The organism is Streptomyces sp. R35, from assembly GCF_041053035.1.
Taxonomy (GTDB): Bacteria; Actinomycetota; Actinomycetes; order Streptomycetales; family Streptomycetaceae; genus Streptomyces; species Streptomyces lutosisoli.
In genome coordinates this window covers 3,504,913-3,527,062 of the sequence record NZ_CP163440.1, presented here as the reverse complement: position 1 = coordinate 3,527,062, position 22,150 = coordinate 3,504,913, and the positions used below count along the sequence as shown (strand labels likewise).

16 protein-coding genes are annotated in these 22,150 nt (G+C 70.6%); 10 read left to right on the top strand and 6 right to left on the bottom strand.

Annotated features, from left to right (window positions below; translation table 11 throughout):
- Positions 1 to 15: 15 nt before the first annotated feature.
- The 6 genes from AB5J50_RS16220 to AB5J50_RS16195 all read right to left on the bottom strand — a co-directional run bounded on the left by AB5J50_RS16220 (position 16) and on the right by AB5J50_RS16195 (position 9,959).
- Complete coding sequence (locus AB5J50_RS16220) at positions 16 to 783, bottom strand: class I SAM-dependent methyltransferase (RefSeq protein ID WP_369258680.1); 768 nt, start codon at positions 781 to 783, stop codon at positions 16 to 18.
- Positions 780 to 2,189, bottom strand: a complete 1,410-nt coding sequence (locus AB5J50_RS16215) for a condensation protein (RefSeq protein WP_369258678.1) — start codon at positions 2,187 to 2,189, stop codon at positions 780 to 782. The genes AB5J50_RS16220 and AB5J50_RS16215 overlap by 4 nt, the downstream gene beginning before the upstream one ends.
- Positions 2,186 to 6,778: an alpha-(1->3)-arabinofuranosyltransferase family protein gene (locus AB5J50_RS16210; protein ID WP_369265412.1), complete on the bottom strand. Its 4,593-nt coding sequence runs from the start codon at positions 6,776 to 6,778 to the stop codon at positions 2,186 to 2,188. Before AB5J50_RS16210 ends, AB5J50_RS16215 begins: the two co-directional genes overlap by 4 nt.
- Positions 6,775 to 7,497, bottom strand: a complete 723-nt coding sequence (locus tag AB5J50_RS16205; protein ID WP_369258676.1) for a class I SAM-dependent methyltransferase — start codon at positions 7,495 to 7,497, stop codon at positions 6,775 to 6,777. The genes AB5J50_RS16210 and AB5J50_RS16205 overlap by 4 nt, the downstream gene beginning before the upstream one ends.
- Entirely contained in the window at positions 7,494 to 8,645 is a 1,152-nt protein-coding gene (locus tag AB5J50_RS16200) for a glycosyltransferase family 4 protein (RefSeq protein ID WP_369258674.1), read from the bottom strand. Before AB5J50_RS16200 ends, AB5J50_RS16205 begins: the two co-directional genes overlap by 4 nt.
- Positions 8,646 to 8,981: 336 nt before the next feature.
- A complete protein-coding gene (locus AB5J50_RS16195) occupies positions 8,982 to 9,959 on the bottom strand; it encodes a DUF3068 domain-containing protein (RefSeq protein WP_369258672.1) in 978 nt (325 codons plus the stop codon).
- Positions 9,960 to 10,287: 328 nt separating this feature from the next.
- Between AB5J50_RS16195 and AB5J50_RS16190 the strand changes: the two genes are divergently transcribed.
- The 10 genes from AB5J50_RS16190 to AB5J50_RS16145 all read left to right on the top strand — a co-directional run bounded on the left by AB5J50_RS16190 (position 10,288) and on the right by AB5J50_RS16145 (position 22,113).
- Positions 10,288 to 10,440, top strand: coding sequence for a hypothetical protein (locus tag AB5J50_RS16190; RefSeq protein WP_369258670.1), 153 nt, complete (start codon positions 10,288 to 10,290; stop codon positions 10,438 to 10,440).
- Positions 10,441 to 10,442: 2 nt separating this feature from the next.
- Positions 10,443 to 11,687, top strand: coding sequence for a helix-turn-helix domain-containing protein (locus AB5J50_RS16185; protein ID WP_369258668.1), 1,245 nt, complete (start codon positions 10,443 to 10,445; stop codon positions 11,685 to 11,687).
- Between the two features lie 280 nt (positions 11,688 to 11,967).
- Positions 11,968 to 12,741, top strand: a complete 774-nt coding sequence (locus tag AB5J50_RS16180) for an IclR family transcriptional regulator (protein WP_369258666.1) — start codon at positions 11,968 to 11,970, stop codon at positions 12,739 to 12,741.
- On the top strand, positions 12,738 to 13,604 hold the full coding sequence (locus AB5J50_RS16175; RefSeq protein ID WP_369258664.1) for an SMP-30/gluconolactonase/LRE family protein: 867 nt from the start codon (positions 12,738 to 12,740) through the stop codon (positions 13,602 to 13,604). The genes AB5J50_RS16180 and AB5J50_RS16175 overlap by 4 nt, the downstream gene beginning before the upstream one ends.
- Before the next feature lie 66 nt (positions 13,605 to 13,670).
- A complete protein-coding gene (locus tag AB5J50_RS16170) occupies positions 13,671 to 14,456 on the top strand; it encodes a hypothetical protein (RefSeq protein WP_369258662.1) in 786 nt (261 codons plus the stop codon).
- Complete coding sequence (locus AB5J50_RS16165; RefSeq protein ID WP_369258660.1) at positions 14,449 to 17,811, top strand: hypothetical protein; 3,363 nt, start codon at positions 14,449 to 14,451, stop codon at positions 17,809 to 17,811. Before AB5J50_RS16170 ends, AB5J50_RS16165 begins: the two co-directional genes overlap by 8 nt.
- Before the next feature lie 195 nt (positions 17,812 to 18,006).
- Entirely contained in the window at positions 18,007 to 19,356 is a 1,350-nt protein-coding gene (locus AB5J50_RS16160; RefSeq protein WP_369258658.1) for an extracellular solute-binding protein, read from the top strand.
- Positions 19,353 to 20,291: a carbohydrate ABC transporter permease gene (locus AB5J50_RS16155; RefSeq protein WP_369258656.1), complete on the top strand. Its 939-nt coding sequence runs from the start codon at positions 19,353 to 19,355 to the stop codon at positions 20,289 to 20,291. The genes AB5J50_RS16160 and AB5J50_RS16155 overlap by 4 nt, the downstream gene beginning before the upstream one ends.
- Positions 20,288 to 21,145 (top strand): carbohydrate ABC transporter permease, encoded by an 858-nt coding sequence (locus tag AB5J50_RS16150; protein WP_369258654.1) that lies wholly within the window; start codon positions 20,288 to 20,290, stop codon positions 21,143 to 21,145. The genes AB5J50_RS16155 and AB5J50_RS16150 overlap by 4 nt, the downstream gene beginning before the upstream one ends.
- Positions 21,142 to 22,113 (top strand): arabinan endo-1,5-alpha-L-arabinosidase, encoded by a 972-nt coding sequence (locus tag AB5J50_RS16145; RefSeq protein WP_369258652.1) that lies wholly within the window; start codon positions 21,142 to 21,144, stop codon positions 22,111 to 22,113. Before AB5J50_RS16150 ends, AB5J50_RS16145 begins: the two co-directional genes overlap by 4 nt.
- Positions 22,114 to 22,150 lie beyond the last annotated feature (37 nt).

Genomic DNA, 22,150 nt, shown 5'->3' with positions numbered 1-22,150 from the left:
TCCCCACCACATGGGCTACGTCCTTCGCGCGTGCAGGAGCAGGATGGACGCGGCCGATGGAACCGCGCAGGCCAGCCGGTCCAGGGGGCGCAGCGGACGCGGCACGCCGTGGAAGGGCGCGCCCGCCAGGCGTACGACCTCGAAGCCCGACGCGGTCACGAACTCCCGTAGCGCACGGGCGGTGTAGAGCCGCAGATGACCCACGACCTCCTTGCCGGGCCGGCCGTGGATCGCGCGCAGGCTCACCTCCGAGAAGACGGGCTGGACACCGGCGAGCAGCAAAGCGCGGTTGTACCAGGCGGCGAGGTTCGGGGTGGAGAGCATCAAGTGGCCGCCGGGGCGCAGGATTCGGCGGATCTCGTCCAGCGCGTCGTCCGGGTCCACCAGGTGCTCCACGACCTCGCTGAAGAGCACCGCGTCGGCCGATGCGGTGCCGAACGGCAGTCCGCCGTCGGTGAGTTCACCGCGGATCGCGTACGGCATGTGGGCGTGGGCGCGTCTGAGGGCGTCCTGCGACCAGTCGACGCCGACCAGGCGGTGTCCGGCGAGGAGGGGTGCGGCGGTCGCGGCCGCGGTGCCGTCGCCGCAGCCGATGTCCAGCACGGTCTTCGCGCCCGCCGTGGCCGGTCCGAGCGCGGCGGCCAGCATGCGGGCCTGGCGCAGACTGCGCGGGGTGCCGGAGGCGACGGGGACGGTGGGGTCCTCGTAGAAGTCACGAAGTCCCCTGCGAGTGGGAGTGGGAGTGGGAGTGGATGTGGATGTGGGTGTGGTCGCGGGAGTCATACGTCGTCCACCTCCGTCGCGTGCAGATAGTGCTCGAAGAGGTCGCGGAGGTGGGCGCCGTCACCGTGGCTGAGCAGGGTGCGCGACCAGCGCAGGGCGAGGTGCAGGCGGCCCGCGGTCGAAGCGGTGGTGACGGTCAGGCCGCGGGGCATGCGGGCGGGGGCCGAGAACCACACCGCGTGCGCGCGGCCGGCTGTTTCGCCGAAGTCCAGGGCGTACGGGATGCGGCCGATGTTGCTGAGCAGTGTGGTCGACGTCCAGGGGCCGGCCGCTCTGCGCAGGCCCCGGGTGACGGCGGCGCGCCAGGCGACCGGGACGACGGGGGCCGTCAACAGGGCGGCTCCGTGGCCGAGTTGGGGGCGGTCCACGGACTTCAGCGCGCGTGTGCGGTTCGCCGTACGGCGCAGCAGCTCGCCCATCCGGTCGGCGTCCAACTCCTGTGGCGCGAAGGTGACTTCGACGAGCCGTGTCCCGTTGCCGATCGGCATGTCCGCACCCCGGGGGCGGTCGTCGACCGGCATCGTGATGCGCAGGGGGCGGGGGTGCGCGCCGTGTTCCCTGTTCCAGTGGGCGATCATCAGGGCCGTGGTGGCCATGAGCTGGTCGTTCACCGTGTAGGGGGAGCCCTTGGGGCGGCGCGGGACGCTGAGCTCGGTGACGAGGAGGCCGTTGCCGGGGGAGGGTTCGGGGGCGCCGTGGGCGACTCTGGCGGGTGGGGTCCAGGTGGAGGGGGTGTCCACGTCGGCCGGTCCCGTCGCGTCCGGGGGGCGTACGGGTGGGGCGGCCGGGGTGTCGTCCTTGCCTCCGTACAGCTCCGCCGCGGTGGCCAGGATGCGGAGGCAGGCCGGTCCGTCCAGGGCGGTGTGGTTGATGGTGAGGAAGAGGACCGTGCCTTTGGGGGCCGGGTGCCCGGACGTGGGGCCGGCGGCACGATGGCCCGGACTGGGGGCGGGTTCGCCCACCGCGTCCGTCGCCTCGCTGCCCACCGCCGGGCCCGCGCCGGCCACCACTTCCAGGCGTATCGGTGGGGACGCCGACAGCGGTGGGGCTGTCAGGAGTGCCCGTGTCCTCGCGTCCCTGAGGGCGTCACGGCTCGGTGGCGGGAAGGACACCACCTCCACGTCCGGGCCCGGCGTCAGCTCCCACTCGTAGCGGCGGCGGTACCAAGGCCCCGGCGCCTCACGCATCAGGATGCGGGGGTGGCGGTGCAGCGCCTCCGTGAACGCCCTCCTCAGCCGGTCCGGGTCGAGGCGGCCCGGCAGATGGACCTCGATGTGGACGGTCTCCGGTTCCTCCTCCTGGAGGCAGTGCCGGGCGACCTCGTCCACCACCGGGAACGGGACGCGTACGGGGGGCCGGATCGGACCGTCGGTACCGTCCCGCGCCGGGTGCTCCACCGCTGTCATATGGCCTCGCCCCTCCCCGTGTCCTCCTCGGGCGGTGTCGTCCTGAACCTCGGCTTGCGGAACGCGACGCGCGCGGTTGGAGGGTCGGGTTCGGGCTGCGCCGACCCCGGGCCGCGTGCGGAGAGGGTCGGGCCGGAGGCGACCCCGGCCACGGGTTCCGACGGGCCGGCCACGGGGTGCGATACGCCGGGCTCGGGAGCCGATACGCCAGCCGCGGCTGCCGATACGCCGACCACGGGTTCCGATATACCGGCCACCGGTGCCGATGCCCCAGGCTCGGATCCCGATGCGAGGGACTCCGCCCCCGGCTTCTCCCCGGCCGTCTTGTCCCCCGCCCCGGGCTTCCCCTTGAACCCCGCGGGCAAGGTCCCCGGCCCCCCGCTCTCGCCCCGCACCCGTTGCGGCAGCGGTGCGGTCGGTGGCTCCGACGCACCCGGTGGCACCTCCCACCGCGAGGCGGCGGTCCCGGACGGGCCCGGCTCCCGTACGCTCACCAGGGCCGCGAACAGCCCGATCAGCGCCAGCAGTTGGGCCGCGGGACCGAAGGCCCCCTCGTCCGCCGACATCGGCGACCCCGCCCCCGTCGCGGCAGCGATCCCCGCCCCCGCGAGCGCGAGGAAAGCGATCGGTACGAGCAGGGCGTGCCGCCTCCGGGCGAGCAGGGCCAGCGCCGGGACCAGCAGGGCGAAGAAGCCCGCGATGACGATCCCGACCAGGGTCAGCGCGACCAGGCCCGGCCACAGTCCGGGCAGCGGCGGCACCGGCTGCGGTGCCTCGGGGTTGGGCGAGCGGCGGCGCCACAGGACGAGGCCGACGAGGCCCGCCACGGCGACGCCGCCGCCGATCAGCCCGGCCTCGTACGTCGTCGAGGGCTCGTACGACAGCTTGACGGTGCCGCCCGCGCCGGACGGGATCTGCCAGCCCTGCTGCCAGCCGTCGAGCCGTACAGGCGTGAGTTCCTTGCCGTTCAGCGTGGCCTTCCAGCCGTCGTTGTAGTTCTCGTACGTCGTCAGGTACGAGGCCGCGCCCGAGCCGACCGTCACCTCGCGGCGGTCGCCCAGCCAGTCACGTATCTTCAGCTCGCGCCCGGCGGTGGACGCCTCCGCGACCGTGCCGCGCGTCAGTGTCACGTCGGTGAGGGCCAGCGGTCCGGCGTCGCCCGCCTCGACGGTGTGCGAGCCGTCGGAGAGCTCCAAGGCCGCGTCTGTGCGACCCTCCTGACAAGGTGTCACATCGAGGCGACGGCGCTCGACCAGATCGCCCACCGTCCCCTGCACGCTCGTCTCGTACAGCTTGCCGTCGACCGCGACGACCGGCCCCTTCCCGCAGGCGAGCGAGAACTTCCGGGTGCCGGACGGCTGCGGGGTGCGGTACTGGTCGAGCCCCGGGATGTAGGCCTCGGTGAGTCCGACCGGGAGCTGGAGGTCGGCGTTGGCTACCGGGTTGTGGACGGTCAGCGGTGCGGTCTCGGTGATGGTGATGTCGAGGTGGTCGGTGGTGATGGGATCGAAGCGGGCCCAGCCGTTCTCGTCGACGCCGACGATCGCCGCGCCGTCCGGGGAGCTGATGTTCACCTTCGTCGGGCGGGTCGACAGACCGCCCGCGGGAGCGAGCACGATCGACGAGACCGGTTGTTTGTCCGGCCAGCTCAGATGGATCGTCGGGTTGTCGCCCGCGATCCACGCCGTGGTCAGGTCGCCGTCCGTGAGGTTGCGCGCCGACAGCCCGGCGCCGAGTTTCGCCGTCGAGTCAGCCGTCGCCGTGATCTGGCTCTGCTGCTCGGGAGCGACCTCGTACAGCAGCTTCTCCAGCTCCTCGCCCGCGACCGGGACCGCGCTCGCCTTCATCTCGTACGTCCCCGCCGTCGACGTCGAGAAGCTGCGGTGCAGGCCCGCCTCGGTGCCCGTCGGGGAGAGCCCGGTGGGGTCGGTGGTGCGGTGCAGGGAGACGATCTCGGAGGAGGCGTCGGAGCCGGCGGCGTCCGTGGGGAGCTTCAGCAGGCGTGTCACCTGGACGTCCGGCAGGTCGATCTCGGAGAAGCCCGCACCGGTGAGACCGGCGTGCTGCTTCGTGGAGTCGACGATGGTGATCTTCAGCCAACTCGTGGAGCCGGGGCGGGCCTTGATGGACTGGGCCATGCCGTTGGGCTGGAGGTAGCTGGTGACGGAGCCCTTCTCGGTCTCCACCCGGACCTTGGTCGCGGCCGATCGCACCCCGTCCTGCGGCAGCGGAGTCACCTTGAACGACGACGGCACGTCCACGGACCCCTCGAAGCGGATCCGCAGCCACTGCCCGTTCGCGGAGCCCGCCGCACCCTCGGCCCACGCCGTGTCGGGGTTGCCGTCGAAGGCGTTCACGGGGTCGTACTGCGGCAGATAGAACAGCCAGTTGCCGGTCGACGAGGCCGTCACCGAGCGGGCGCCGCGCAGCTGCGCGACCGTCTGGTGCTGGATGCCCTTCGTCGGCAGGATCTGGTGCGGCTTCTTGCCCGCGTCCTGGGCGCTGTCGCTGTCATTGCGCTGGTCCTGCGTGTACGTGTACGAGGTGTTGGCGTCGACCAGGCCGAAACGGGTGTCGGCGCGCCGCAGCCCGTCGCCCACCACCTGCACGTCCGGGGTGCCGAGGCCGGGATGGTTGTCGCCGGTCAGCACGGTGGCGCGGCCCCGCATCGACGGGTCGGCGGCCAGCGGGAGGAGTGCCTCGGGGCCGCCCGACACGACGGCGGTGTCCGCGACCGCCTTCAGCGCGGCCTGTCCGGGCCTCGGCACGGCCTTGTCGGCAGGCTCGTAGATCTCGACGGCGCGCTGGCGCGGATACAGGCCCTCGACCTGCATCGGGGTGTCGTTCGCGATGCGCCCGCCGGTCATGACCGGCCCGAACCCGGTCACGCGCTGGTAGCCGGACTGTTCCAGGGTCCGCTTCACGGTCGTGGTCGGGACATAGCCGACCTGGTCGGGGTCCAGGTCATTGCGTACGACGACGTAGTAGAGGCCGGCGCGGCTCAAGTAGTCGGCGAGGCCCGGGACTTCGCCGCCTGTCATCAGTGCCTGCTCGACCGCGTCCATGGCGCGCCGGTTGCCCGCGGTGCCGAACGGGACGTAATCCCGTTGGGCCCAGCGGGAGTCGGCGAGTACGTCGAGGGGCTGGTCGATGGGGGAGCCCCAGGTGTAGATGCCGTGCGCGGTGGCGGGCACGACGAGGGCGCGGGAGTCGGGCGAGTACGTCTTCAGCCAGTCGGCCGTGGTCTGCCAGTACTTGGGGAGCTGCTGGAACGAACCCGGTTGCAGGATCGACCCGTTGAGATACGGCCAGGCGAGTCCCGGCAGGATCAGCACGGCCGCGACGAGCGGGGCGAAGCGGCGGCCGCGCACGGGGCGGGCGCCGCGCGTCTGGGAAGCGACACCGACCAGATGCGCGAGGCCCAGGACGAGGGCGAGCGCCAGTCCCGTCTGGAACTTGTAGATGTTGCGGAAGGGGACGAGCCAGCCGTTCAGCCAGTCCTGGACGGTGCCGTGGAAGGGCGCGCCGAACGAACCCCCGTACCCGGCAAGAGTGATGAGCGCGACCGACAGGACGGTCAGCACCAGCCAGCGGCGCTCGGGCAGATCACGTCTCGCGAGCCCGGCCAGGCCCAGACCCGCCGCGAGCGTCGAGCAGACGATCACGATCACCGAGGACGCGACGGTCCAGCCGGCCGGCAGCCAGGCCTCACCGAAGTGCAGATACCCCACCCAGTTGCCGGCGCCGCGTAGCCCTTCCGTGGCCGACATCGTGGCCGTCGTGGTCCCCGAAGTCTCCACGTAGGGAAGGAAGTTCTCGCCGTAGACGCCGAGCAGCAGCAGCGCGATCCACCACCAGGCCGTCGCCAGGATCACGCCCGGCACCCACCAGGCGATCAGCTTGCGCTGCCGGGGCCCGCGCGGGCGGGACAGGAGATACAGCCCGACCGGGAGCAGCGACGCCAGGGTCGCGGCCGCGTTCACGCCGCCCATGAAGGGGACGATCAGCGCCGAGCGCAGGGCCGCGACACGGGCGCTGTAGCGCTCGTTGGTGAGCGGCAGCAGCACCCAGGGCAGGAATGCGCCGGGCAGCGCGGCAGCGGAGGTCGAGCCGACGACGATCGTGAACACCGGCCACAGCGCGTACGCCACGGCGGCGAGCAGCCGGCTCGCTCCGCTTCCGATCCGCAGCCGCTCGGCCAGCCGCAGCGCACCCCAGAAGGCGACGGACACGACGAGCGACAGCCACAGCCGCTCCGCCAGCCACACCGGCAGATGGATCAGCTTGCACAGGCCGTAGAACGGCAGCATCGGCCAGACGTAACCGACGTACTGGTCCTGGATGCCGCCGAAGCCGCCCCGGTCGTGCCACAACTGGCCCAGATCGGAGAGGAACTGCCACGGGTCGAGCGCGACACCGAGCTTGGTGTCGAAGGTCGTCCGCCCGGGGTGCACGGCCAGGAACAGCACGAACACCACGGCCCAGAACCCCAGCAGCCACCGCCGCGAGCGCGGCCCCTCCGGAGGGCCGGAAGCGGTTGCGGTGGGGCGGACGGCTGCTGGGGGAGGAGCCTGGACCGTGCTCGTCATGGTGGACACCGCCGGAGGATGAGGAGGAGGTTCCAAGTGGCGAACTCGCGCAGCCCCGGCGCCTTCGCGACGGCGCCTGCGAGGAACGGCCAGTAGCGGGAGCGCGCCGAGACGACCGTGACGTCGTCGCGGGCGCGCACCTGCCGCAGGGTGGTGCCGATGTGCACGGCGAAGAGGTTCTCGCCGAGGGTGTGCTTGGCGGCTTTGCCGGTACGGCGGCGGTAGCGGGCCCGGGCCCGCTCGGCGCCGAAGTAGTGCCAGGGCGCCCACTCGTGACCGCCCCACGGGGACAGCCAGTTGGTGAACGACACGTAGATCAGGCCGTCCGGGCGGGTCACGCGCACCATTTCACTCAGGAACGTCTGCGGATCGGCCACGTGCTCCAGGACGTTGGAGGAGAAGCAGACGTCGGCGACGCCGTCCGCGAGCGGCAGCAGATAACCGTCCGCGACGACCGCCGAGTCGGGCGGCTTCGGCCCCAACTCCCTGACGTCCGGCTCGAAGAGATAGGCGTTCGCCCCGCGCCGGCGGAACTCCTCGGTGAAGTACCCGCCGCCGCCGCCGACGTCCACGACGGTACGGCCCTCGACGGCGCCGTACGCCTCGACCTGGTCGGCGGCGTCCCGGGCGAGCAGCGCGTAGCAGGACTCGGGGTCGTCCTGCTCGTGCAGGAAGGCACGGAAGAGGGTGAGGGATCTGCGTATCGAGGGGTCCTTCATGGGGCCCAGCCCCTCACCGCCTCCGCGGCCACCGCTCCGAACTGGCGGACCGTGTGGTTCCAGCGGTAGCGGGCGGCGTGGTCGCGGGCGGCCTTGCCCATGAGGGTGCGGCGGTGGGTGGACAGGGCGAGGGTGCACCAGGCCGCCGCGAACGAGGACTCGCCGCGGGCCAGCAGACCCGTCTCGCCGTCCACCACGGAATCGCGCAGCCCGGGTACGTCGAAGGCGATGGCCGGGGTCTCGCGTGCCGCCGCCTCGGTGACGACCAGGCCCCAGCCCTCGACGGCGGAGGGGTGCAGCAGCAGCCAGGCGGCGCAGAGCAGTCGGTGCTTCTCGGCTTCGGAGACATGGCCGGTGAACTCCACTCCGGGGCCCGCCAGTTGCTCCAGACGTTCCCGCTCGGGGCCGTCGCCCACGATCACGAGCCGGCCGCCGGTGACCGGGCGGACCCGCTCCCACAGCCGCAGCAGCAGATCGATCCGCTTGTACTCGACGAGCCGTCCCATCGCCACGAACAGCGGCTCCGGTGAGCGGTCGGCCCGCGGACCCGGCTCCTCGACCCCGTTGTGCACGACCCGGATGCGGTCCCGCTCGACCCCGATCGCGCGCAGGGCGTGTGCCGTCGACGGAGAGACGGCGACCAGCAGATTGTGGCGCTGCGCGCCGGCCAGCGCCCAGTGTTCGAGTCTTCGGCCGAGCCGGGCTGCGGGCGCCAGCGGTCCGCCGAACCGCATCTTCCACAGGTCCGTATGGACATGGTTGACGAGGCACAGGGTGGGGCCGTGGTGCCACAGGGGTGCCAGATACGGCATCCCGTTGCACACCTCGACCAGGAGGTCGCAGTCGCCGACCTGACGGTGGAAGGCGGGGCGGGCGCGCAGATAGTGGCCCAGGTCGCCGCCCGCCGAGACGACCCGGTAGTCGCGGTAGGCCGCGGGGCCGCCGCACAGCAGAGTCACCTGGTGGCCGAGCTCGGTGAGCCCTTCGGCCAGGCGGTCGACCAGGAGTTCGGAGCCGCCCGCCGCGGGATTGCCAAGATCACGGCGAGCGAGAAAAACGATACGGCGCGGCTGTGGGGGAAGCGCCGGGACGTACTGCGCGGGGCGTGGGACCGCGGCGCGCAGCGGGGACGGCACGTGCTGGGGCATGGGTGCTCCAACTCGTCTCAGGGTGCGGAACTCAGCGTGGGGGGTAGGGCGAGGTGCGGATCTCTGAAGCGCTCGGTGTGCGGATCACTGAAGCCGTCGCCGGGCGGATCGCTGAAGCTGTCGCCGGGCGGCGCTGCTGCTCTGGATCTTTCGTCGCTCTGGTCATTCGTCGGGGTAGGGCTGAGACTCTGCCCAGCTGTGGGGGATGTGGGCGTTCGCTGTAACGGGAATGTGGGCGGGCTGTGCTCGGGTGGGGTTGGACAGTTTTCGCCCGGCGGTTCGATGCGGCTACTCACCGAGATGACAATTTCCGGCCTTTGTGGAGCTGACGCCACATCACATCGTGAGCGGAAGCTGGGACGACTCGGACGAATCAGGATCCTGTCGCCCGCGTACCACCAAAACGGCACCCAGTGCGGCCAGTACGAAACCGAGCACACCGGCACCAATCGGCAACGTCAGCCCCACCATGCGCAGTTGGCCGCTCTCGGTCTTCGCCTGGTCCACCTGGTCCTTCTGGGTCGCGGCGGTGAAGGCCAGCTTCTGGCTGTCCAGGAGCACCGCAGCGTCCGTCTTGCCGCCCGGGGCACGCAGCGTCTTGCGCGGGCCCACCTGCGCGTAGATCACCCGGCCGGTGCGCTGGTCGACGACGAGCTCGATCAGGTGGTTGGCGTACCACTCCTCGGCGAGCACCTGGCTGCGCTGCGGCTCCCCGACGATCGCGCCCGGCACCAGCCGGGTCCCGATCCTGGTCGCGGGGACGGTTCCGGTGAACCGGTAACCCTCGTACCCGCGGATCTTCTTGGTGCCCTTGTAGTGCAAAGTGACCGTCGCGCCCAGGGAGTTGTCCCACCAGCGGTACGCGCGTTTCTGCACGTCGAAGGGGAACTTGAGGTAGGCCTCGCCCTGGAAGTAGGGCTTCTCCTGGCAGCAGTGCACCGGCGTGTTGGTCTTCCGGTCGGTCACCCAGCGGCCCGGCATGAACTCCAGGGCGTCGTGCGGGTCGGCGGCCGGCAGCGACTGGTCCGTGTCGACCGTGGTCGTCACGTCCCAGATGGCGTTTCCGCTGCGCTCGCTGTCGGCGACGTCGCCGCGCACCTGCTGGGTGACGGTGATCTTCTGGCCGGGCACGGTCTCGACCTGGCTGACGTCGAAGACGCTGCCCGTGCCGGTGTAGACGGCGGTCGTGTCGATGTCGATCGGGTTCACGGCGGCGCGTGGTTCCACGTACCAGGCGAGCATCGGGGCCAGCACGAGCAGGAAGGTGCCGAGGCCTAGAAGGATCAGTGAGAGGGGTGTGGCTTTCCGGCGCATCCGGGCACTCCAGGGGCGTGAGGAGGCTCGACGCACGGGTGATATCCAGTGATACGAGGTGATACGGGTGCGTCGACACCAGGAGGGAAAGTGCACGTGCGGTATGGGCGGGGAACCGTAGGCGCACCCTTGACGGGGTGTCAATGCATTGTCGAGACTGTGGACTTGCCGGACGGGACCGGTGGACGCCACCGGGCGGGACCGGTGACGGGGTAAGGGCAGGGGCCGCACACCGCACGACCACGAGTGACCCACGACCATGGGTGACCGGAGGCGGGCGGAGTGGCCCGGGGTGGGGACGACCTCCGACAGAGAGGCTGACCCTGCGATGTCCAGACTGCTCGCCGCATCAGTGACCGTCGCGGCCGCCGCCGTGCTCGCCGTGGGTGCCGCGCTCGGCATCGTCGCGCTGCTCGACGCGACCCCCGACCAGCCGAACACACCACTGATCACCTACGAGAATGCCGACCAGGAGCGCTGACCATGAGCGCCCGACCGGGAACCGTCACCGTGCGCTCGGCCTGGCATGACGTTCCCCGTCTCCAGGTGCGGCAGTTCGCGGCGATCGCCATGGCCGAGGCGCCCGCCCTCGCCGAGGAGATCCTGCGCGAGATCCGCCGCGAGTACCCGCATCTGCCCCTCGTCCTCGACGACTCCGGCGAGCCGATGGCCCTCGTCGGCATCCGTCGCGCCATCGAGGTCTTCGTGCAGCACCTGGAGACGGCGGAGGGGCGCCCGCGAGTCCACCCCGAGGTCTTTCAGGAGTTCGGCCGGGGCGAGGGGCTGCACGGCCGCAGCCTCGACTCGCTCCAGGCGATCTACCGGCTGGGGGTCAGACTCGCCTGGCGCCGGTTCGCCGAGATCGGGCAGCGCGTCGACATCCCGCCACCGGCGATGTACGAGCTTGTCGACGCCGGATACGAGTATCTGGACGGTCTGGTGGATCAGTCCGTACGGGGTTACGCGGAAGCCGCGGCCCGGCAGGCGGGGGAGCGGCTGCGCCTCCAGCGACGCCTGATGGAGTTACTGCTCTCCGAGCACCAGCCCCGGGGCGACCCCGCCGAGGCGCTCGTCGAACGCGCTGCCCGGATCGGCTGGCCGCTGCCCGACCGGGTCGCCGTCGGCGTGCTGCTGCGCCCGGCCCGGGAGGCCGTCGCGCCCGCCGTCGGGCAGAGCGTGCTGCTCGACATGGAGTACGAGCAGCCCCGCATGGTCGTGCCCGAGCCGGACGCCGCGGGCCGCCCCGAGCTGCTGGACCGGGCGCTGGCCGGGTGGTCCGGTGCGATCGGGCCGCCGGTGGCGCTGGCCGACGCGGCGAAGTCGCTGCGCTGGGCCGAGGCGGCGGTGCGGCTGATGGAGCGGGGACTGTTGCCGGCCGGGGAGGTGCTGCACTGCACGGAACACACGGAGGCGCTGGTGCTGCTCCAGCCCGAGGAGCTCATCGACGACCTGGCGCTGCGGTGTCTGGCGCCGTTGGCGCACTGCGGGCCCACGCATGGGCGGCGCCTTGCCGAGACGCTGCTGGCCTGGCTGGAAACACGCGGTGGCGCTCCCGAGGTGGCGGCGCGCCTGGGTGTCCACCCGCAGACGGTCCGTTACCGCCTCCGCCAGATTCGCGAACTGTGGGGCGACGAGATAGACGACCCCGACCGGCGCTTCGAACTGGAACTGGTGCTACGGGCGCAACGCCTCCGGGGGCAACTGGGCGCGCCCCGCTCCCGCGGCTGACCATGCCTTTCCCACCCACCCGCCCGACTCGGCCGACCTAGCAGTCCCCGCCGCGCCCGCGCCCCCCTCGCCGACATGGCACCCGGCGCTGCCCTCCAGCCCCTTTACCCGCCCACCCACCCGACTCGCGTGCTGGAAAGGCTCGCCTGAAAAACGGGCTCCGCCCACCCTCACCCAGCCACCCCCGCCACACCCATTGCCCGCCCAAGCCCAGATGACTAGCCTGTGTTCGTCATGCCGATCGGCTGTTGAAATTTCGAACATAGGGAGGGGGCCGGTTGTGGGACGCCTCGTACCTGCCGTGACCCGAGCTCTGGACATACTGGAGCTCTTCCTCGACGGGGACGGGACTCTCTCCGCCCCCGACATCGTGCGCAAGCTCCAGCTGCCCCGCACGACGGTGCACGAGCTGGTCACCACACTCGCCGCCCGGTCGTACATCGTCCAGGTGCCCGGCCAGCCGGGACGCTACCGGCTCGGCGTACGCCCGTACCAGCTCGGCAGCCGGTACGCCGAGCAGCTGGACCTCGCCGCCGAGGGCCAGCAGGTCGCCCGCTCCGTCGCCGAGACCTGCGACGAGACCGTGCACGTGGCCATCCTCGAAGGCACCGACGTCATCTACATCGCGAAGGTCGACTCCACGCACGCCGTGCGCATGGTGTCGGCGGCGGGCCGCAGGCTCCCCGCCCACTGCACCTCCGTCGGCAAGATGCTGCTCGCCTCGCTCCCCGACGTCGAGCTGACCTCCCGCATCCCCGACGACGCGGACCTGGTCGCGATGACCCCGAACAGCATCACCGAACCGGCCGCCCTGCGCGAGGCCCTCGCCGAGATCCGCCGCCGCGGTATCGCCGTGGAGAGCCGCGAGTCCAACCCGGACGTCAGCTGTGTCGCCGCCCCGGTGCGCGACCGTACGGGACAGGTCGTCGCCGCGCTCTCCATCTCCGTACCGATGATCCGCTGGAGCGACGAGCGCCGCACCGAACTGGAGCAGCTCGCCGCGAAGGGCGCCGCCGAGCTGTCCGAGCGGCTCGGTCACCGGAGCGTCGGATGACCGCCGTCGAGGTGGCGGTGCGCGAGTACGCCGCCCTGGGAGAGGGCCCGACCTGGGACCCGCGCGAACAGCGGCTCATCTGGGTCGACATCCTCGGCTCCCGCGTCCACACGTACGACCCCGTCACCGGGCACCGCACCGTCATGGTCACCGAACAGCACGTCGGCGCCGCCAAGCCCCGCGCGGGCGGCGGCCTGGTCGTGAACCTCCGTGACGGCGTCGGGCTCTACGGGCCGACGGGGTCGGGCGAGGCCTTCCGCTGGCTGCACCGGGAGCCCGTCCCGGGCCGCCGGGCGAACGACGCGGCGGTCGCGCCCGACGGCTCGCTGTGGTGCGGCACCATGCGCTACGACGAGGCGCCGCGCGGCGGCACACTGTCCCGGATCACCCCCGACGGCACGGTCCGGACGATCCTCGACGACGTGGCCGTCAGCAACGGCACGGGCTGGAGCCCCGACGGCCGGCTGATGTACTACATCGACTCGCCCACCCGCCGGATCGACGTATTCGATGTCGATCCGGCGGATGGTGACCAACTGCCCCTGAACAGGCGGCAGTTGGCGGCCATCCCGGACGGTGAAGGATTCCCCGACGGCCTCACCGTCGACGCCGACGGCTGCGTATGGGTGGCCCTCTGGGACGGCGGAGCGGTCCGCCGCTACACCCCGGACGGCGACCTCGACCGCGTCATCGAACTCCCCGTACGCCGCCCCACCGCATGCGCGTTCGGCGGCGCCGACCTGACCGACCTGTACATCACCACGGCCCGTACGGGCCTGACGGCACCGCACCCGATGTCCGGCTCGGTGCTCGTCGTGCCCGGCGCGGGGAAGGGAGTGCCGCAGGCGGCGTTCGCGATCTGATGATCCTTCGGTGACAGGCTGTGAAATCTGGTACTTTCGCGGTCTGTTGAGTGGTGGAGGAACTCGGTGGCGGTGGACCAGGGGGTGGCCGGTCCCCCGAACCAGGGGGCGGCCGGGGATTCGGCACAGCAAGCGGCCGGTGGTCCGGATGCGGCCCAGGATCGCCAGGAGTACGAACAGATACTGGACTCCGTGGTCACCTCGGTGTCGGAGACCTACTACTCCCAGCTCGTCCAGGCCGTCAGCGTCGCCCGGGGCCGTGCGCAGGCCGCCCAGTCCACGGTCACCCTGTTCGCCGGTGGACTGATGGCGGCACTGAGCGTCACGGCCCTCGCGGACCGCCCCGCCGCCACCCGCTGGATGGGCATCGCGTCCGTCGCGCTCTGGCTGCTCGCGGCCCTGTTCTATCTCCGCGCCGTCGCGTCGCCCGTTCCCGAGAACGAGCCGTGGGGACGCAAGGTGACCTCCCGCCAAGAGCTGCTCAACCGGGTGATCACCAAGGTGCGGGACGAAGCCAAGGCGATCGACAAGCGCCAGCGCCTGGCCAACTGGGCGGCGGCCGCCGCGGTCGCGTTGAGCGTGCTCACGTTCGCGCAGACGGTCCTGACGGACCCCGTCCGCGAGACCGCCGAGGGCGCGATAGTGGTCGACCCCTCCTACGCGCCCTCGCTGCGCGCCCTCTGCTCGAAGGAGTCCGCGAACAGCGGACGGGTCGAGGGCAACATCGTCAAGGACTCCCTGAACACGTCGTTCGTCGAGATCGAGCCCGCCCGAGGCGTCTGCGAGGTGCAGGGCACGACACTGCTCCTGCCGCGCGGCAAGGTCAGGGCTGTGAGGTGGCAGGATGCCTGAGCCGCAGAAGAGTGCCCACTTTCTCGTTCTGGGCCCGCTGCCCGCCCCCGGCCCGGACGGTGGGAGCGTTCTCACCTCCGTGCTGGCCGATGTGTCGGCGCTGCACGAGGCCGGGCACCGGCTCGACGGGATCTTCGTCCTCGGCACCTCGGGTGATCCGACGGACGCCAAGGAGCTCGTCCTCGAGGTCCAACTCGCCTGCCTGGAGCATCAGTACGAGCCCTTCGTCACGCCCGTCCCCGGGCCGGGCGACCGCCACACCATGCCCGCCAAGCGGGCGCTCGCACGCGATCTTGCGGGCCACTGGGAACAGGTCGCACCCGACCTGTGGGGCGGCGAGATGACGGAGGACATCGTCCAGCCGCTCCAGACCAAGATCTTCCCGGACCTGGTCGCCTGGGAGCAGGACAGCGCCTCGACCCGCACCGGCTGGCACCCCGGTCTGCTCCCCGGCGACGGCTCCCTGCGCTATGCGGTGGGCGAGCGTACGGTCGGCCTGGTCTGTGTGAACACCGTCTTCCGCATGGTGGCCGACGACGCGACCTCCGACCTCGCCGGCTGCTCCACGGAACAGCTCGACCTCGCCGTGGGCGAGGAGTTCGCCGGCTGGGCGGAGCACAACGATCTGACACTGATGCTGGCCGGCCGCACCGGAACGCTGCCCGAACTGCCCCGGGAGGCGGCCCCGCTGCTGGCCCTCGCGGGCAGCGGAGAGCGGGACACCAGGGGCTGGCACCTGCCCTTCGAAGGGGGAGCGGCGCATCTCCTGCTCCGTGCGGACCTGCGCTCCGACCGCCCGGTGGTCAGCGACACCGCCACCCGCCGCCAGCTGCCGACGACGGTCCGGGTCCGCCCGACCACCGCGCCGCCCCGGGTCCCGGCCGCCCGCCAGCCGGAGGAGGCCTATGACGAAGGGCCCCTCGTCACCGACTTCTACCAGCACATGTCGACCGGCCAGATGGTGCTGGCCCTCGTCTCGGGACCGGACGGGGGCGGCGCCATCGACACCGACGAGCTGGGCCACCGGCTCGCCGAGGCCGTCTTCGGCGCCGTGCCGCAGCCCGCGCCCGCCCTGCACGAGACCTGGGCCGCCGCCCGCAGGCAGCTCTCGCCGCAGCAGATGGACCAGCACCTCAAAGCCCTGTCCGTCCCGGAGGGACACGACGGGCGCACGGCGTACGCACTGCTGCGCGCCCCGTGGTCGCGCGTCTACGACTTCACCGGCAGCGACGCGCTGCCCCTCATCCGCAACGCCCGGGCGGCGGACACCGTTTCCCTCGTCGACGCGTGCGAGGACTTCCCGACCGGCAAGCGCGGCGCCCTCGAAGTCGTCACCATGCACGGCTGGCCGCACGACGGCGGGGTCCCGCAGAACTTCGGCGACGCGTGGTCGGTGCCCGGGAACGACGCGCGCAGCCTGTGGTTCCGGCGGTTCCGGGCGGAGCTGCTGACCCGGCCCGTGGTCTTCCTGTCCCTGTCCCCGAGCAGCTCCGCCCTGTGGGAGACCCTGCGGATCGCCGGCCGGGCCTCCGGCGAGCACGAGTTCCCCGGCTTCCTCATCACCCCCGAAGGCACGGCCGCCGACCGGGCCCGGCTGCACGAGGCGGGCCTGCGGCACATCCGCGCGACGCCCGGCGACTTCGTACGAAGCCGTCTCGGCGCCGGAATCCAGGCGCTGGTCGACGGGCGGCGGGTGCTCACCGAGGAGTACGAGGGAACCCGCGACGGCGTGGGGATCGTCCGGGTGGCCGGCCTGGTGGAGGACACACCCACGGGCACCCGCGAGTTCCTGATCGGGCGGGATCCGACCTGGGGCGACATCAAGGACAAGAAGATCGCGCCGCAGCTCTCCCTGGTCGACGCCATCGAGGAACGGGCCCGGCCCGCCGAAGGGGAGCGGCAGCCGATCGTCCTGGTGAAGGGCACCGCCGGTTCCGGCAAGACGACCGCCCTGATGCAGGTCGCCTACCGGCTCCACCGGAAGGGCATGAACGCCGGCTGGGTGGACCGCGGGGCGTCCCGGCCGCCCCAGGACATCGAGGGGCAGTCGCGCCAGCAGCAATTCGACGCGATCTTCGTGGACGACGTCGACATGTTCACGCGGCGCGCGGCCCCGCTCCTGAAGACGCTGAACAACGACGGCCGCACCCTGGTCGTCGCCGCGATCCGGGTGACCCGGCAGTCCGAGATCGACGCCGGTTTCCCCGCCGAAGTGGTCAGCTCCGACCAGCTGCTGACCGACGACGATCTCAAGAAGATCGTCAGGGCGCTCGACAAGAACGCGCTCATCGGCAAACTCAAGCAACACCTGTTCATGCACCAGAAGGTCGCCAAGCTGCGGGAGAAGTGCGACCAAGGGCTGCTCGCCGCCATGATCGAGGCGGTGACGGGGACCTCCCTGACGCAGAAGGTGGAGAGCGAGTTCCAGCAGCTGAAGCAGGAGCAGCGCGGCCCGTACGCGGTGGTGTCCTTCTCCGACTCCTCGCTGGTCTTCCAGCAGCGTGGCATCGACGTGGCCGACCTGCTGGAGATCGTGTCCCACCCGAGCGCCCCGGACCACAGCCATCGGATCGCGGTGAACGCGCTGGTGCAGATGAACCTGCTGGTCCGCACCGGCGACGGCCGGCTGCGCTGCCGGCAGCGGACCATCGCCGACACCGTTGTCCGCAACGTGCTGCGGCATCGCAAGGAAGACCTTGAGTGGGTCATCGCGAAACTGCTGCTGTTCTACGCGGGGCGCGCCTGGCACATCACGGACAACCAGCACCGCGACCGCAGCGCCATGATCAAGCTCCTCAACCACGAGACCATGCGCTCCCTGAACCTGGACGCCGACGCGGTACGACGGATCTACGACGCCGCGCACCAGTTCCTCCAGGACGACCACCACTACTGGCTGCAGCGTGCCGAGTACGAGGCCGAGCAGGGCAGGCTCGATCTCGCCACGAATCACCTTGCTGCCGCGAAGGGCTGCCCCGACGGCTCCGAGGACCGGCTCGTCGTGACGGCCGAGGCCAAGGTCCGGCTGGGCTATTCGATGCAGGACCCGGCCAACCCGCAACTGGTCCGGGCCGCGGTCCACGCCGTGCATGACCTGTTCAAAGTCGCCACCAAGTACCGGGGCAAGGCCCCGCACGCCTTCGTGGTGCTCGCCCGCGAGGGCAGCCGGTGGCTGGAGAAGTGCGGCGGCACGCTGACGCCGCAGGAGTACGTGGAGGTGCTGGACCGGATCGCGGAGGGCATCGCACTCGGAAAGAAGTGCTGCCCGGAGAATCACCAGGTCGGCTACGCGGTGGACGAGTACGGCCCGAAGATCGAGGAGTTGCGCGGGCGAGGGCCGGGCATCCCGGTCTGACCCCACGGCCTGTGAGTCCGTGACGGAGGCTCCCCGACGGGAGTCTCCGTTCCGCATATCTCGCCCACCAATGTTCGGTATCCCGTGAGCCGTTCGAAAGTTTTGCGCAAACCATTGACGAGTAAGCGCTTCCTATCTACGGTCCCGTTCGAAGTTGCGATCATCTATCGAAATCTCGAACAGTAGGGGGCGGGCGTGGGACAACCTGGCCTGAACCGAAGGCAACTCCTGGCCGGACTGGGCGGGTTGACAGTCGCAGGAAGCCTGGGCTTCGCAACCCTGGGGACGGGCGCCGACGCGCTCGCCTCCGGCGCGGACACCCGGGTGCGCTACTGGAACCTCTTCAGCGGCGGGGACGGTGCCAACATGATCGCGATGCTGGACGCCTTCCGCAAGGAACACCCCGGCATCGACGTGAAGGACTCCACCCTCCAGTGGGGCAACCCCTTTTACACCAAGCTCGCGATGGCCGCCGCGGGCAACCGCGCACCCGAGCTCGGCGTCATGCACATGGGCCGGGTCGCGGGCTTCTCGCCGGGGCGGCTCCTGGACCCGTGGGACGAGGGCCTCCTCGCCAAGTACGGTGTACGCAAGGCGGATTACAACCCGGCGCTGTGGAACCGCGGTGTCATCGACGGCAAGCTCTACGCCCTGCCGCTCGACATCCACGTACAGCTCTGCTTCTACCGCAAGGACGTCCTGAAGAAGGCGGGCCTGCTCGGCGACGACGGCCGGATGGTCCCGGTCACCTCCACCGACGAGTGGTTCGACGTCCTGAAGAAGGCCAAGCAGGTCCAGAAGAAGGGCCTGCAGACCATCGGCCTGTGGACCAACGACCAGAACTTCCAGTGGTGGTTCTTCGTCGCCTTCTACACCCAGCTCGGCGGCCAGTGGTTCAACGACGACAACACCGAGGTCCTCTTCGACGTCGACAAGGCCACCCAGGTCCTGGAGTTCTTCCGCAAGCACGTCACCGACGGGTACGTCATCCCGGGCGCGCCGACCGGCGAACAGTTCATCAACGGCGCCCCCTTCACCTGGGAGGGCAACTGGTCGGTGCCGGTCTTCTCCGGCGCGAAGCTGGACTACGGCGCCACCCCGCTGCCGCCCGTCTTCGGCAAGCAGGCAACCCACGCCGAGTCGCACGCGTTCGTCCTGCCGCACCAGTCCGGCCGCGGCGGCGCCACCAACGAGGCCGCGCACGAACTGGCCGCGTACGTCGCCACGCACGCCCTGCAATGGGCGGCCGGCGGCCACATCCCCGCGTACACGCCGACGCTGTCCACGGCCGCGTACAAGAAGCTCACCCCGCAGAACGAGTACGCCTCCGCGATGGACCACCAGGCCACCGAGCCGAAGGTGTGGTTCGCGGGCTCCACCGGCGTCCTCGCCCAGGATCTCGGCCCCGTGGTCGTCTCCTCGACCATGGGCTCGGCCAAGCCGGCCGCGGTCGCGCAGACGATGAAGTCCCATCTCACCAAGCTCCTCGCCTCGAAGAATCCGATGGACGGCAAAACCGCCGCGCAGGGAGGTGCGGTCGCATGACGACCAGTGCTGAGACAGTCATCGCACCGGCGCGGGCGAGCACCGCCGTCGCCACCGCGACCGTCCGCCGCAAGCAGGGCTTCCAGCACGGGGGTTGGTTCGTCGCCCCGTTCCTGGCGCTCTTCGCGCTGTTCGTGATCTGGCCGCTGCTGCGCGGCGTCTACCTCAGCTTCACGGACGCCAACATCTCCGGCGACAGCGCGAGCTTCGTCGGCCTCGACAACTACCGCGAGGCCCTGAACGACTCGGCGATGTGGGACGCGCTCGGCCACAGCGCATACTTCACCCTGCTCGTCGTACCGTGCATCACACTCCTCGCCTTCCTGCTCGCGATGCTCGCGCACCACATCGAGCGCGGCAAGTGGCTGTGGCGGCTGTGCTTCTTCGCGCCGTTCCTGCTGCCGTCGACGGTCGCCGCCAACATGTGGCAGTGGCTGTTCACCCAGGGAATCGGCCTGTTCAACGAGACCTTCGGGCTCACCACACCCTGGCTGACCGACAAGTCGTACGCGATGCTCGCCATCGTCATCACCACCCTGTGGTGGACGGTCGGCTTCAGCTTCCTGCTGTACCTCGCCGCGCTCCAGGGCATCCCCGACCACCTCTACGAGGCCGCCAAACTGGACGGCGCGAACGCCTGGCACCGGATGGTCCACATCACCCTGCCGATGCTGCGCCACATCACCGGCCTGGTGATCGCGCTCCAGGCCCTCGCCTCGCTCCAGCTCTTCGACCAGGCCGTAGTGATGATGGACTTCGGGCCGGGCCCCGAGCTCAGCACCCGCTCCTTCGTCCAGTACACCCTCGAACAGGGCTTCACCAGCTACCGCGTGGGCTACGCCTCCGCGATGTCCATCATCTTCTTCGTGATCATCGCGGCCGTCGCCCTCGCGCGGATGGCGCTGCTGCGCAACCGTGAGGAGGGCGGCCGATGAGCGCCACCCAGATACGGGCCAAGTCCCGCAAGCCCTGGACGCCCAGCCAGATCGTCCTCACGCTGATCGGCGTCGCCGTCTCCGCCGTCTTCGTGGCGCCGATCGCCGCCGCCCTGTTCACCTCGCTCAAGTCCGAGGCCGAGGCGGCCCAGATCCCGCCGCACTGGCTGCCGAAGGTCTGGACGCTCCAGGCCTGGAAGTCCCTCTGGGAGACCGGCAACATCTCGAACTGGTTCGTCAACTCCCTTGTGGTGTCGGTCCTGGTGACGGCCATCGTGGTCACCGTCGCCGCACTCGCCGGATACGGCTTCGCCCGAACCGAGTTCAAGGGCAAGACCGTCCTGATGGGCGTGGTGATGGCGGGCCTGATGATCTCCCCGGCGGTCCTCGGCGTGCCCCTCTTCACCACCGTCCAGCAGATGGGGATGGTCGACACCTACTGGGGCATGATCCTGCCGCAGTGCGCGCCCGCCGCGATGGTCTACATCCTCTACAAGTTCTTCCAGGGCATCCCCCGCGAACTGGAGGAAGCCGCCTTCATCGACGGCGCGGGCCGCTGGCGGATCTTCTTCACCATCGTCGTCCCGCTGTCCCGCCCCTCCCTCGCGGCGGTCGGCATCTTCACCTTCATCGCCTCGTGGAACAACTTCCTGTGGCCGTACATGGTGACCAACAACCCCGACCTGATGACCATGCCGAACGGCATCGCGACCGTCATGAACTCCTACGGCATCCAGTGGGCCCAGCTCATGGCCGGCGGCCTCATGGCGGGCCTGCCGCTGATCATCGTGTTCGTCTTCTTCCAGCGGCAGATCGTGGCGGGCGTCGCCCACACGGGATTGGCGGGACAGTGACCATACGAAGAAGCCTTGCCGCGGCCGCCGTGGCGACCGTTCTGGCCCTGCTGCCCAACACGGCCCAGGCGGCGGAGAGTTACCCCGACCCGCAGCCCATCACCGGCCAGCAGATCATCCACGACCCCACGGTCATCCACCTCAAGTCCGGCGGATACGTGGCCTACTCCACCGGCGGCATCATCGGCGCCCGCCTCTCCAAGGACCGCGTCCAGTGGGACGACGCGGGCAACGCCTTCGCCACACCCCCGAGTTGGTGGTACGAGTACAACTCCACCGGCGACCCCTGGGCCCCCGACATCTCCTACCGGCACGGCCAGTACTGGCTCTACTACGCCGTCTCCTCCTGGGGCACCAACCACTCCGCGATCGGCGTCGCCACCTCCCCGACCGGCCTCCCCGGCACCTGGACCGACCACGGCAAGGCCTTCACCTCCGAGACGACCGACACCTGGAACGCCATCGACCCGGCCGTCATCAAAGCCGACGGCAAGCTGTGGATGACGTTCGGCTCGTACTGGACCGGCATCCGCATGGCCGAACTCGACTCGAAGACCGGCAAGGCCATCGAGGGCACCACCGTCCACCACCTGGCGACCCGCCCGGACGCCCCGTACGCGGTAGAGGGCCCGTACATCGTCAAACACGGCCACTACTACTACCTCTTCGCCTCCTACGACGCGTGCTGCGCGGGCGTGAACTCCACCTACAAGATCCGGGTCGGCAGGTCGACGAGCGTGACGGGCCCATACGTAGACAGCACGGGCAAGCCCCTCCTGGAGGGAGGCGGCGACCTGCTGCTGGCGGGCCACGGCCGCTTCATCGGCACAGGAGGCGAGTCCGTCTTCAAGGACAAGGGCCGAGACGTCCTGGCGTACCACTACTACGACGCCGATGACTCAGGCACACCCAAGCTGGGCCTGAACACCCTCGGCTGGACAAAGAACGGCTGGCCAATCGTCCTCTAGGGGCGCGAGGCTGTGTCTATTTGCGGCTCCGCCGCGT

Coding starts and splice junctions, on each gene's coding strand:
- AB5J50_RS16220 (WP_369258680.1), bottom strand. CDS start 783: ATGACTCCCGCGACCACACCCACATCCACATCCACTCCCACTCCCACT.
- AB5J50_RS16155 (WP_369258656.1), top strand. CDS start 19,353: ATGACGACCAGTGCTGAGACAGTCATCGCACCGGCGCGGGCGAGCACC.
- AB5J50_RS16215 (WP_369258678.1), bottom strand. CDS start 2,189: ATGACAGCGGTGGAGCACCCGGCGCGGGACGGTACCGACGGTCCGATC.
- AB5J50_RS16195 (WP_369258672.1), bottom strand. CDS start 9,959: ATGCGCCGGAAAGCCACACCCCTCTCACTGATCCTTCTAGGCCTCGGC.
- AB5J50_RS16165 (WP_369258660.1), top strand. CDS start 14,449: ATGCCTGAGCCGCAGAAGAGTGCCCACTTTCTCGTTCTGGGCCCGCTG.
- AB5J50_RS16150 (WP_369258654.1), top strand. CDS start 20,288: ATGAGCGCCACCCAGATACGGGCCAAGTCCCGCAAGCCCTGGACGCCC.
- AB5J50_RS16185 (WP_369258668.1), top strand. CDS start 10,443: ATGAGCGCCCGACCGGGAACCGTCACCGTGCGCTCGGCCTGGCATGAC.
- AB5J50_RS16200 (WP_369258674.1), bottom strand. CDS start 8,645: ATGCCCCAGCACGTGCCGTCCCCGCTGCGCGCCGCGGTCCCACGCCCC.
- AB5J50_RS16210 (WP_369265412.1), bottom strand. CDS start 6,778: ATGACGAGCACGGTCCAGGCTCCTCCCCCAGCAGCCGTCCGCCCCACC.
- AB5J50_RS16190 (WP_369258670.1), top strand. CDS start 10,288: ATGTCCAGACTGCTCGCCGCATCAGTGACCGTCGCGGCCGCCGCCGTG.
- AB5J50_RS16205 (WP_369258676.1), bottom strand. CDS start 7,497: ATGAAGGACCCCTCGATACGCAGATCCCTCACCCTCTTCCGTGCCTTC.
- AB5J50_RS16175 (WP_369258664.1), top strand. CDS start 12,738: ATGACCGCCGTCGAGGTGGCGGTGCGCGAGTACGCCGCCCTGGGAGAG.